The sequence below is a fragment of the Stenotrophomonas sp. GD03680 genome (assembly GCF_029844625.1).
GTDB classification, from domain to species: domain Bacteria; phylum Pseudomonadota; class Gammaproteobacteria; order Xanthomonadales; family Xanthomonadaceae; genus Stenotrophomonas; species Stenotrophomonas maltophilia_P.
In genome coordinates this window covers 41,314-53,531 of sequence record NZ_JAOCKC010000021.1, presented here as the reverse complement: position 1 = coordinate 53,531, position 12,218 = coordinate 41,314, and the positions used below count along the sequence as shown (strand labels likewise).

At 66.8% G+C, this 12,218-nt stretch carries 8 protein-coding genes and 1 rRNA gene; 5 read left to right on the top strand and 4 right to left on the bottom strand.

What is annotated here, in order from left to right; translation table 11 throughout:
- Window positions 1-121 precede the first annotated feature (121 nt).
- A 5S ribosomal RNA gene (gene rrf / locus N5J29_RS16240) occupies window positions 122-236 on the top strand.
- A 147-nt stretch (window positions 237-383) separates the two neighbouring features.
- Here the strand turns inward: rrf and N5J29_RS16235 are convergent.
- Together N5J29_RS16235 and N5J29_RS16230 are read right to left on the bottom strand one after the other, a co-directional pair.
- Complete coding sequence (locus tag N5J29_RS16235; protein ID WP_164151084.1) at window positions 384-2,099, bottom strand: M28 family metallopeptidase; 1,716 nt, start codon at window positions 2,097-2,099, stop codon at window positions 384-386.
- Window positions 2,100-2,175: 76 nt separating this feature from the next.
- The gene (locus N5J29_RS16230; protein WP_053520207.1) at window positions 2,176-2,838 is read right to left on the bottom strand and encodes a hypothetical protein; all 663 of its coding nucleotides are present in this window, start codon (window positions 2,836-2,838) and stop codon (window positions 2,176-2,178) included.
- A gap of 95 nt (window positions 2,839-2,933) precedes the next feature.
- Here N5J29_RS16230 and N5J29_RS16225 point away from each other — a divergent pair, with 95 nt between their 5' ends.
- Window positions 2,934-4,232, top strand: coding sequence for a peptidoglycan DD-metalloendopeptidase family protein (locus N5J29_RS16225; protein WP_279924481.1), 1,299 nt, complete (start codon window positions 2,934-2,936; stop codon window positions 4,230-4,232).
- A 108-nt stretch (window positions 4,233-4,340) separates the two neighbouring features.
- A complete protein-coding gene (locus N5J29_RS16220) occupies window positions 4,341-5,789 on the top strand; it encodes a S41 family peptidase (RefSeq protein ID WP_111186645.1) in 1,449 nt (482 codons plus the stop codon).
- A gap of 39 nt (window positions 5,790-5,828) precedes the next feature.
- Here the strand turns inward: N5J29_RS16220 and N5J29_RS16215 are convergent, their stop codons facing one another.
- The gene (locus N5J29_RS16215) at window positions 5,829-6,521 is read right to left on the bottom strand and encodes a rhomboid family intramembrane serine protease (RefSeq protein WP_053520204.1); all 693 of its coding nucleotides are present in this window, start codon (window positions 6,519-6,521) and stop codon (window positions 5,829-5,831) included.
- 226 nt (window positions 6,522-6,747) lie between these two features.
- On the opposite strand from N5J29_RS16215, the gene N5J29_RS16210 reads away from it, so the two are divergent.
- Together N5J29_RS16210 and pnuC are read left to right on the top strand one after the other, a co-directional pair.
- Window positions 6,748-8,169, top strand: coding sequence for an outer membrane protein transport protein (locus N5J29_RS16210; protein WP_164151079.1), 1,422 nt, complete (start codon window positions 6,748-6,750; stop codon window positions 8,167-8,169).
- Between the two features lie 105 nt (window positions 8,170-8,274).
- The gene (pnuC, locus tag N5J29_RS16205) at window positions 8,275-8,874 is read left to right on the top strand and encodes a nicotinamide riboside transporter PnuC (protein WP_065175455.1); all 600 of its coding nucleotides are present in this window, start codon (window positions 8,275-8,277) and stop codon (window positions 8,872-8,874) included.
- Window positions 8,875-8,992: 118 nt separating this feature from the next.
- Here pnuC and putA read toward each other — a convergent pair whose 3' ends face one another.
- Window positions 8,993-12,211, bottom strand: coding sequence for a bifunctional proline dehydrogenase/L-glutamate gamma-semialdehyde dehydrogenase PutA (gene putA, locus N5J29_RS16200; RefSeq protein ID WP_053520202.1), 3,219 nt, complete (start codon window positions 12,209-12,211; stop codon window positions 8,993-8,995).
- Window positions 12,212-12,218: the final 7 nt, after the last annotated feature.

Genomic DNA, 12,218 nt, shown 5'->3' with positions numbered 1-12,218 from the left:
GAACCCCGCTGCTCACGCAGCGGGGTTTTTCCTTTTAATGAAGGCACTGCATTTTCCGGGTGGCTTCCGCCCAAGGGCAAGATCGCGAAGCTGGCGCCGCAGGCGCTGCTGCAACCGTCTCCCTGGTGAAATTAGCGCTGTGGAACCACCCGATCCCATCCCGAACTCGGAAGTGAAACGCAGCTGCGCCGATGGTAGTGTGGCTCAAGCCATGCGAGAGTAGGTCATCGCCAGGGTTTACACCCAAAACCCCGCTGCTCGCGCAGCGGGGTTTTTCTTTATGCGCGGAAAGCGGCCACTGAGCTGGGATCGCACAAAAAAAAGCGGCGCCCCGTAGGGCGCCGCTCTGACATCGATAGCGTTCAGTCGAGCATGGCGCGACGTTAGCGGGCCGGGGTCTTGGCCTTCATCATCGTGTCGCGGGCGGCTTTGAAGGGATTGCCTTCATACCAGTTCGGCCAGCGGTCGCCACCGGCAAGCTCCTTGCCGACGCCGTACATCAGCTGCAGGTCTTCGACAGTGCCGTCCAGCTTCCAGCTGGCCGCGTCGAACTCATCCTTCGGTCCATGGTAGCGGTTGGCGCCGTAGTCGGCTGCTGACTTGCGGCCGGCTTCCACTCCGCCTTCGCGCAGATCTTCGCCACCGTCGGCGTACAGCGCCGGGACGCCTGCCTTGGCGAAATTGAAGTGGTCGGAACGGAAGTAGAAGCCACTCTGTACCGAGCTTTCGCCGTGCAGGGTGCGTCCCTGGGCCGCCGCCAGCGGCTTGAGGATGTCTTCCAGCTCGGAGCTGCCGAAGCCGGTCACCGTCACGTCCTTGGCGCGGCCGGCCACGGACATGGCGTCGATGTTGATGACGCCGGCGATCCTGTCCAGCGGGAACGTCGGATGCGCAACGTAGTACTTGGAGCCGAGCAGGCCGGATTCTTCCAGGGTCACGGCAAGGAACACCACCGAACGCTCCGGCTTCGGATCCTGGTGGGCCATCGCTTCGGCGACTTCCAGGATGCCTGCCACGCCGGTCGCGTTGTCGATCGCACCGTTGTAGATGTTGTCGCCCTCCTCGCCCTCGTGCTTGCCCAGGTGATCCCAATGGGCCATGTACAGCACGGCCTCGTCGGCACGCTTGGTGCCCGGCAGGACGCCGACCACGTTGCGCGACTGCTTCTGTGCGATACGGCTCTTGAGGTCGACGGATGCGGTGGCTTTCAGCGGCACCGGCTTGAAGCCGCGCTTGCTGGCGTCCTTGTAGGCCTGGTCAAGGTCCAGGCCCGCAGCGGCGAACAGCGAGCGTGCGGCGTCGGCGCTCAGCCAGCCCTGCACCGGGATGCGTGCTTCCGGATCGTCCTTGGCCGGCAGGTCGTACTGCGGGCCGGCCCAGGAGTTCTTCACCACATCCCAGCCGTAGGAGGCGCCGGCCGTGTCGTGCACGATCAGGGCCGCGGCGGCGCCCTTGCGTGCGGCCTCCTCGAACTTGTAGGTCCAGCGGCCGTAATAGGTCATGCGCTTGCCGTCGAACAGGGTCTCGTCATCGACGTGGAACCCCGGGTCGTTGACGAACATGACGACCGTCTTGCCCTTCCAGTCCTGGCCGGCATAGTCGTTCCACTTCTGTTCCGGTGCATCGACACCGTAGCCGACGAACACCAGGTCGCTGGCATCGATGCTGATCTCGGCCTGGCCGGTACGCGTGCCGACCACCATGTCAGTGCCGAACTTCAGCTCGGTGGTCTTGCCGCCCTGGTTGATCTTCAGCACGGTGGACTCATCGGCCGTGGTTTCGGTCATCGGCACGTCCTGGAACCAGCTGTCGCCATTGCCTGGCTTCAGGCCGATGCGCTGCATCTGGTCGCGGATGTAGTTGACCGTCAGCTCTTCGCCCTTGCTGCCCGGTGCTCGCCCTTCGAACTCGTCGGAGGCCAGGGTCTTGACCATCTCGGCGAAATCGGTGGCATTGATCTCCGGCGAGAACGCATGGCCCGCGGTCGCGGTGGACGGGGCGGTACTGTCGGTGCCGGCGCTCGGCGCCGGGGAGTCATTGCCTTTGCAGGCACTGAGCGCGGCCGCGGCGGCCAGGCACAGGAGGAGTTTGCGGGGCATCATCGGTTCCTGGGAAACAAGGGAGGGCCGCATGGTGGTGCGGCCGGGAACGGGGAGTATCCCCGAATCGTTGGGCTCAGTCCGCCGGCGCGGTTTCGCTGTCGAACGGAATGGGATCGGCGCCGCTGACCGGGCCGATGCGCGCGGTGCGGTGCACGTACAGCACCACGTCCCGCTCGAAGTGCAGGGCGCCACTGACCACGGCGTTCGGGCCGATGATGACCCGCGGCTTGCGGACGGCCGTCAGCGAGACGCTGAAGCTGGGCTTGCGCACGCGCACGCCGCCGTCGACCTGGGAGCCGATGCCCACGGTGATATCGCCATTGACGGTTTCCACGTCCTTGCTGACGCGGCTCTCGACCAGGCCGATGCCACCGTTGACGGTCTCCACGCCGCCTTCGATCTGGCTGCCGCGATCACTGAAGATGCTGCCATTGACCGTGCTGACGTTGCCGCGGGCGATCACCTCACGGCCCAGGCGCACCCCGCCGTTGACCGTTTCGATGCTGCCGGTACGGGCGCGGTCGGCGACCTTCACCCCACCGTTGACGGTATCGATGCTGCCGGTTTCGCTGCCTTCACCGACGCGGATGCCGCCGTTGACGGTATCCAGCTTGCCGTAGCGCTGCCCGGCTTCGGCGGTGATGCTGCCGTTGACCTTGCTGATGTTGTCCTGTGCCCAGGCGGGACTGCTGGCCAGCAGCACGCCCAACAGCAGCGGAATGGATCGAATGTTCATGGGTCCCTCGGTGGATGTGCGGCTGGCAGGCCGCGTGCGTTGATGTCACCATTCCCCAATCGCCCCTGCAACTGCCTGAAGTCACTGGAAAGCCCTTGCGCAACAACGCCTTCCCCTCACGCCGACATCACATCGCCGCTGCCCGCGGCGGGCGCTGCCTGCTGCTGGGGCTGGCCTTGGCATTGGCGCTGCCGCTTCCGTCAGGTGCACAGAACACGTTCGAAACGGAGCGCAAGCTGCAGAAGCTGCGCAGCGAGCTGAAGGGCGTCGCGCAGGAGCGCCGCCAGCTTGAGGGCCAGCGTGGCCAGGCATCTCAGCAGCTGCGCGCGGCCGATGAGAAGGTGGCCCGCAGCGGCCGTGTGCTGGCCCAGACCGAGGCGGCGCTGCGCGAGCAGAACCAGGCACTGGCCGAGGCCGAGCGACGTCGCACGACCCTGCAGTCCAACCTGGCGCAGCAGCATCGCGAACTGGCCGGGTTGCTGCGCGCGGCCTATCAGCTGGGCAACCACGCCCCGCTCAAGCTGCTGCTGTCACAGGACACGGTGGCCGATGCCAACCGTGCACTGGCCTACCACCGGTACCTGCAGCGCGAGCGCGCGCAGCGCATCACCGCATTGACTGCCGATCTCAAGGAACTGGAGGCGCTGCAGGCACAGATTGCCGAACGCCAGCAGCAGCTGCAGGGGACCCAGCGCGAGCAGAAGCAGCAGGCGGCTGCGCTGGCGGCCGATCGTCGCGAACGTGCGCAGACCGTGGCCTCGCTGGACGAACGCTTCAAGGACCGGCGCGAGAAGGAACAGGCATTGGGGCAGGATGCCAAGGCACTGGAAACCCTGCTGGCCAATCTGCGCGCGGCCGCAGCGCGGGCCGAAGCCGAGCGTCGCGCGGCAGCGCGCCGGGCTGCCGCGGAGAAGGCCGCCGCCGAACGCGCTGCACGCCAGGCCGCCGCCGAAGGCCGACCGCCGCCGGCGACCAAGGTGCCGCCGGCCGTGGCATCGGCGCCGGCACCGAAGGTGGGGGGACTGGGGTGGCCGCTGTCGGGCAACCTGCTGGCACGCTATGGCGGCAAGCTGCCGGATGGCCGCACCAGCAGCGGCGTGCTGATCGGTGCCCCGGCCGGCAGCACGGTGACCGCGGTAGCCGATGGCACGGTCGTCTTCTCCGATTGGATGACCGGTTACGGCATGATCCTGATCGTCGATCACGGCAACGGCTACATGAGCCTCTATGCGCATAACGACACGCTGCTGAAGGATGCAGGTGCGCGGGTCAGCCGTGGCGATGCGGTCGCCAAGGTCGGCAACTCTGGCGGCCAGGGCGTGACCGCACTGTATTTCGAGCTGCGTCGTGGCGGGCAGCCGGTCAATCCGGACAGCTGGCTGCAGCGCCGCTGAACCCGGGGCCTGCACGGACTGCGTGGGTTCAACGGGAATTTAGCTGTGCTTCGCGCATAATCGGTGCCTGTGCCTTGGGCACGATGCCACCGTCGACAGGAGTGCTCCATGCGCGCAGCCCGTACCGCCACCCTCTTGCTGGCCCTGTTGCCAGCGCTGTCCTGGGCGCAGCAGACCGCGCCGGCCCCGACCGCTGCGAACAGCGGGCAGGCGGCGAGCAGCGAGGAGGCGGTGACCTCGAAGGTGCCGCTGGAAGACATCCGCCGTTTCGTGGCGGTGTACAACGCGGTGCGCGCGGCCTATGTCGACCCGGTCGACGACAACAAGCTGATGCAGTCGGCGGTCCGTGGCCTGCTGCTCGACCTCGACCCGCACAGCACGTATTTCAACAAGGAAGATGCGCAGGCCTTCGACGAGCAGGCCTCCGGTGCCTACGAGGGCATCGGCGTCGAGCTGCAGCAGCAGCCGGACAACGCCAGCATGAAGGTGATCGCGCCGATCGATGACACGCCGGCGGCCAAGGCCGGCATCCTCGCGGGCGATCTGATCATCGCCATCGATGGCAAGCCGATCAGTGCGATCGATGCCAGTGAGCCGCTGCGGGGCCCGGCCGGCAGCAAGGTGGTGCTGACCATCGTGCGCGACGGCCGGCCGAAGCCTTTCGATGTCAGCCTGACCCGGCAGACGATCCGCGTCACCAGCGTGCGCAGCCGCCTGCTGGAACCGGGCTATGGCTACATCCGCCTGAGTACCTTCCAGGCCGACACCGGTTCGGATTTCCAGAAGCATGTGCAGCAGCTGCAGAAGCAGTCCGGTGGAACGCTGAAGGGGCTGGTGCTGGACCTGCGCAGCAATCCGGGTGGCCTGCTGACCGCCGCTGTGCAGGTGGCCGACGATCTGCTGGACAAGGGCAACATCGTCAGTACGCGGGGCCGCATCAGCATCAGCGATGCGCGTTTCGACGCCACGCCGGGCGACCTGTTGAAGGGCGCACCGGTGGTGGTGCTGGCCGATGCGGGTTCGGCCAGCGCCTCGGAAGTGCTGGCCGGTGCATTGCGCGACAATGGCCGCGCACGCGTGGTTGGCAGCCGCACGTTCGGCAAGGGCTCGGTGCAGACCGTGCTGCCGCTGGACAACGGCGATTCGGTGAAGCTGACCACGGCGCGCTACTACACGCCCAGCGGCAAGTCGATCCAGGCCACCGGCATCGTGCCGGATGTGGAGCTCAAGCCTGCGCCGCGCCCTGAGGATGACGCGCTGCCGGCCAGCCTGAGCGACTACAGCGAAGCCACCCTGCCGGGTCATCTGCGCGGCGACGATGAAGGAACCGAAGGTTATCGGGCAGGCGCGGTGTTGCCGGGCGATGGCCCGATCAACGATGCGCTCGCCGAACTGAAGCATCCCGGCTCGGTGGCCGCGCGACTGAAGGCCGAAGCCGCGAAGGCGGAAGCGGAAAAGGCCGCCGACGCGGCGACCGCCAAGCCGGAAGCAAAGCCGGAAGCAAAGCCGGAAGCAAAGCCGGAAGCAAAGCCGAGCCCGGCCCCGGCAAAGCCCTGAGGTAGCGCCGGGCCACGCCCGGCGACGCCGGCCGGTTGCCTAGAACCCGTGCCGCTTGCGCAGGCGGCGCGCGATCGCTGCGCGCACGTACACGCCATACACCACGCCGAACACGAAGCCGCCGATGTGGGCCCACCAGGCCACCATGCCGAAGGTCGGGCCGATATAGGCGAACACCACCTGCAGTGCTGCCCACACGCCGATCAGCAGATAGGCCGGGGCGCGTACGAACTCCAGGAACAGGCCGAGGGGAATCACCACGCCCAGTCGCGCGCCCGGGAACAGGGCCAGGTAGGCGCCGATCAGGGCCGACACCGCGCCGCTGGCACCGATGATGATCTGGTCCGGGCTGCCCATGGTGTAGATCGCCACCAGGTTGGAGACCGCGCCGCCGACCAGGAACAGCAGCAACAGGCGCCATGGCCCCAGTACCCGCTCTGCCGGCAGGCCGAAGATCAGCAGGAAGACCAGATTGCCCAGCAGGTGCGACCAGTCCGCATGCAGGAACAGGGCTGTGAACAGGCGCAGCACGCTGCCGTCCTGCAGGGTGGCCCACCAGTCCAGCGGATGGGTCAGGCCGGTGGAGAGCGCGCCCCAGTCGAGCCACAGGCTGCCCCTGGCATCATCCGGCCGTGAGATTGACCACAGGAAAGCCAGCCACAGTGCCGCAAACAGCACGGGTGTGGCCCAGCGCAGGGCGGCCTTCTTGCGCGACGGAAGGGAAACGAACATGGCGACAAGCCTAGCGCGCCGGGCTCCGTGGCGGGGGCGCTCCTGTTCAGGTTTTGCGACGAAAAAAGCGCCGCCGCTGTTATTGTTTCATTAACGGCTCTGGGTAATACTCGCATACGGCGTCGTATGTCGGGAGGGGAATCCGGCGCGCTCCGATGGGCCCCAGGGCCTGCCGGGCGCAGGCGCACTCAGAGCAACATCACCGCTTACCGGAGAGAGAACTACGATGCAAACCGCTTCCACCATTGCCCGTCTGACCCTGCTGGCCGTCGGCGTTGCCGGTGCGCTGGCCGCCGCCGACGCCAACGCTGCTGCCTTCCAGCTGAAGGAAAACAGCGCCAAGGGCCTGGGCCGCGCCTTCGCCGGCTCCACCTCGACCGAAGGTGACGCCTCGGTCATCGCCACCAACCCGGCCTCCATGCGCCTGCTCGACGGTACCCTGCTGCAGGGCGACGTCAGCGCGATCAGCTTCGGTGCCAAGTTCCGCGGCCGTGGCGAATACGGCAACGGCGCGCCGATCTCGGGTGGCAACGGCGGCGACGCCGGCATGATCGCCCCGGTCCCGGCGGCCTACTTCCACCTGCCGTTCGGCGAGAACGAGAACATGCACTTCGGTGCCTCGCTGACCGTTCCGTTCGGCTTCAAGACCGAATACGACCGTGACTGGGTCGGCCGCTACAACGGCGTCAAGACCGAACTGCAGGCGATCGACCTGGGCGTCGCGTTCTCGTACGACGTCAACCCGTACCTGTCGTTTGGCGCTTCGGTGTTCGCCGAGCGCCTGAACGTCGACCTGACCAACGCCGTCGACACCGGCACCGCGATCAATGCCACGGCCCAGCGTCAGGCTGCCGCCCGCGTGCTGCAGGCTGGTGGTACTCCGGCCCAGGCCGCTGCCGCTTCGCAGGCTGCTGCCCGCCAGGCGGCCCAGCTGGGCTTCGCTCCGGGCACTGCTGATGGCTACCTGCGCATCAAGGGTGACGAAGTGTCGGTCGGCTATACCCTGGGCATGACCGTCAGCCCGGTGGAAGGCACCAACATCGCCTTCAGCTACCGCTCGGAGGTCGAACACAAGATCACCGACGGCACTGCCGACTTCACCATTCCGCAGAATGCCGCGGCCTTCCTTGCCAATACCGGCACCTTCATCGACAGCAACGGCCGCGCCACCATCACCCTGCCGGCCAGCGCGACCGTCGGCATCACCCATCGGGTGAACGACCAGTGGCAGGTCATGGCTGAAGTCACCCGTACTGCGTGGAGCAAGTTCGACCAGGTCACCGTCGACTATGACTCCAACCAGCCGGACAGCGTGCTGCCGTTCCACTACCGCGATACCACCTTCGCGGCGATCGGTACCGATTACAAGGTCAACGACAAGCTGACCCTGCGCGGCGGCCTGGCCTACGATCAGACCCCGACCACCTACGAGCACCGTGACGTCCGCGTGCCGGACACCACCCGCAAGTGGCTGTCGCTGGGTATGACCTACGCAGCGTCGGACAAGCTGGAGTACAGCGTGGGCTACACCCACCTGTTCACCAAGGATCCGGACATCTACTCGACCTCGGCGACGGCCAACACCGTCATCGGCAAGTACAAGGTCAGTGGCGACGTGCTGGCCGCATCGCTGCAGTACAAGTTCTGATCCAGGCTTCGGCCTAATCCAGTACACGAAGGGCCCCGCGCAAGCGGGGCCTTTTGTTTGTGCAGCGCGCATCCACGCGGGCTGTGGATCTACGACAATGGCCGCATGAACCTGTCCGATCCGAACTTCCAGCTGGAGCTGGCCGCCAACGTAGCGGTCGCAGGCTCGATCCTGCTGGCGGGACGCAACAACGTCCACACCTGGTGGCTGGGCATCGTCGGCTGCGCGTTGTTCGCCGTTGTCTTCGAGCGCTCACACCTGTTCGCCGACATGGTGCTGCAGTTCTTCTTCATCGCCATCAGCGTGCTGGGATGGTGGCAATGGCTGCGTGGCAACCACGGCGCACCGCTGCCGATCACCTCGCTGCGCCCGCGCACGGGAATGTGGCTGCTGCCGACGGCGGCCCTGGCCACGTTCGGCTACGGCTGGATGCTGACCCGCCTGACCCACGCCTATGCGCCCTACGTCGATTCGGCGGTACTGGTGCTGAGCGTGATCGCGCAGATCCTGATGATGCGCCGCAAGCTGGAATCGTGGTGGGTGTGGCTGCTGGTCAATACGATCGCCGTGCCCCTGTACTACAGCCGTGGCCTGCACCTGACGTCGATCCTGTACGTCGGTTTCTGGATCAATGCACTGGTGGCGTTGCGCCACTGGCGCAATCTGATGCGTGCCGAGGCCACGGCGGCACCTGGCTCCCTGTAGAGCCGAGCCCACGCTCGGCTGCGCTGGAAAAGCCAAGCGCGGGCTCGGTTCTACAGCAAGCGAGGCACAAAAAACCCCGCTTCCGCGGGGTTTTTCGTTGACCACATCAACCCGGTGATCAGTCGCCCAGCGTCAGCAGCGAGGCGTTACCACCAGCGGCCGTGGTGTTCACCGTGACGGTCTTCTCGGTGGCAAAGCGCAGCAGATAATGTGGGCCACCGGCCTTCGGTCCGGTGCCGGACAGGCCCTGGCCGCCGAATGGCTGCACACCGACCACTGCACCGATCTGGTTGCGGTTGACATACACATTGCCGACCTGGATGCCGTTGGTGATGCGATCGACGGTCTCGTCGATGCGCGAGTGCACGCCCAGGGTCAGGCCGTAGCCGGTGGCATTGATCTGCTCGATCACCGCGTCCAGCTGCTCACCCTTCCAGCGGATGACGTGCAGGACCGGCCCGAAGATCTCCTTCTGCAGCTGGCCCAGGTTCTTCAGTTCGTACGCGCGCGGTGCGAAGAAGGTGCCGTGGGCAGCCTCGGCGGACAGTTCAGCCGCAGCGATCAGGCGCGCTTCGCGGTCCATGCGTTCGGCATGGTCCTGCAGGATCTTCAGCGCATCGGCGTCGATCACCGGGCCGACGTCGGTGGACAGCAGGCCGGGGTCGCCGACCTTCAGTTCCTTCATGGCGCCGGCCAGCATGGTCATCACCTTGTCGGCGATGTCGTCCTGCACGAACAGCACGCGTGCGGCCGAGCAGCGCTGGCCGGCCGAGGTGAAGGCCGAACCGATCGCATCCTTGACCAGCTGTTCCGGCAGCGCCGAGGAGTCGGCGATGAAGGCGTTCTGGCCACCCGTCTCGGCGATCAGCACGCCGATGGCGGCATCACGCGCGGCCATCGCGCGGTTGATCGCACGTGCGGTGTCGGTGGAGCCGGTGAAGGCCACGCCCGCCACGCGCGGATCGGCGGTCAGCGCCGCGCCGACGGTGGCACCATCGCCCGGCAGGAACTGCACCACCTCGGCCGGCACGCCGGCGTCATGCAGCAGCTTCACGGCGTAGTAGCCGACCAGGTTGGTCTGCTCTGCCGGCTTGGCGATGACGCTGTTGCCGGCAGCCAGTGCGGCGGCCACCTGGCCCAGGAAGATCGCCAGCGGGAAGTTCCACGGGCTGATGCAGACAAACACGCCACGGCCGTGCAGCTGCAGCTCGTTGGATTCGCCGGTGGGGCTCGGCAGCTTCTCGGCATGTCCGAACTGCTCGCGTGCCTGCTTGGCGTAGTAGCGCAGGAAGTCGACCGCTTCACGCACTTCGGCAATGCTGTCGGGCAAACTCTTGCCGGCTTCCTTCACGCACAGCGCCATGAACTCGGGCATGCGTGCTTCGAGCTGGTCGGCGGCGTGCTCGAGAATGGCGGCGCGGCTTGCTGCCGGGGTGCGGTTCCAGGCCGGCTGCGCGGCCACGGCATTGGCCAGCGCCTTCTGCACGGTGGCGGTATCGGCGGGCAGCCACTGGCCGACCACTTCGCGGGTATCGGCGGGGTTGGTTACCGGTTGCGGCGCGCCTGCGGGGGTCGCACCCGGCACCAGCGGCGCGGCCTGCCACGGCTTCACTGCCGCGTTGAGCTGCCCGGCCAGGGCGCGCAGTTCGTTGTCGTTGGCGAGATTGGCGCCCATGGAGTTCTTCCTGTCGTGGTTCTGGCTGCGCAGCAGGTCAACCGGCAGCGGGATCTTGGGATGCGGAATCGATTCGAACGAGGACACCATCTCGACCGGATCGCGGATCAGATCGGAGATCGGCACGCGTTCGTCGGTGATGCGGTTGACGAAGCTGGAGTTGGCGCCGTTTTCCAGCAGGCGCCGCACCAGATACGGCAGCAGATCCTCATGCGATCCGACCGGTGCATAGACGCGGCAGGGAAGGCCGAGACGATCGGCCGGCACCACTTCGGCGTAGAGATCGTCGCCCATGCCGTGCAGCTTCTGGTGCTCGTACACGCCGCCGTTGGCAATGCTGCGCACGGCCGCGATGGTGTGCGCGTTGTGGGTGGCGAACATCGGGTAGATCACATCGGCATGCGTGAACAGACGCTTGGCACAGGCCAGGTAGGACACGTCGGTGTTCTGCTTGCGGGTGAACACCGGGTAGCCCGGGTAGCCCTCGATCTGCGCGCGCTTGATCTCGGCATCCCAGTAGGCGCCCTTGACCAGGCGCACCTGCAGGCGGCGACCGGCACGGCGGGCCATGTCGGCCAAGTGGTCGATCGTGTACGGGGTGCGCTTCTGGTAGGCCTGCACCACGACGCCGAAGCCGTCCCAACCGGCCAGCGAGGCGTCGCAGAACACCTGCTCGATGATGTCCAGCGACAGCTCGAGGCGGTCGGACTCCTCGGCGTCGACGGTGCAGCCGATGCCGTAGCTCTTGGCCAGCTGCGCCAGTTCCAGCACGCCCGGCACCAGGTCCTTCAGCACGCGCTCGCGCTTGGCATGTTCGTAGCGAGGGTACAGCGCCGACAGCTTGATCGAGATGCCCGGTGCGTTGTTGACGTCGCCGTCGGGACGGCCGCCGCGTGCCTTGTGGTCACCGCCGATGGCGTGGATCGCACGACGGTAGTCTTCCAGATAGCGCAGCGCATCCTTCATGGTCAGGGCACCTTCGCCCAGCATGTCGAAGGAATAGCGATAGCTGGCGTTGTCGCCCTTGTGCGAACGCGCGAGCGCCTCGCTGATGGTGCGGCCCATGACGAACTGATGGCCCATGATCTTCATCGCCTGGCGCACGGCCAGGCGGATCACCGGCTCACCCACGCGTCCGACCAGGCGCTTGAACGCGCTGGGTGCGTCGGCACGGGTGGCATCGTTCATCTGCACCAGCTTGCCGGTCAGCATCAGGCCCCAGGTGGAGGCATTGACCAGTACCGAGTCACTGCCGCCCAGGTGCTTTTCCCAGTCGGCGTCGGCCAGCTTGTCGCGGATCAGTTTGTCGGCGGTGTCCTGGTCCGGAATGCGCAGCAGCGCTTCGGCCACGCACATCAGCAGTACGCCTTCCTCGCTGCCCAGATCGTACTGGCGCATGAAGGCTTCGATCGCGCCCTGGTCCTTGGCGCGCACGCGCACGCGGCCGACCAGATCGGCGGCCAGCGCCTGCACCCGGGCCTGTTCCTCGGCGGGCAGGCGGGCCTGCGCCAGCAGCTCACGGACGTGGCTGGCCTCGTCCTTCAGCCAGGCGTCGGTAATGGCCTGGCGGAACGGGTTGGGGGACGCCGGCAGTTCCGGCGACAGCAGCGCGCCATGACGCGGGGCGTCGTGGGCGGCAAGGGAGGAGGAGGGTGCGTTCATGCCGGTC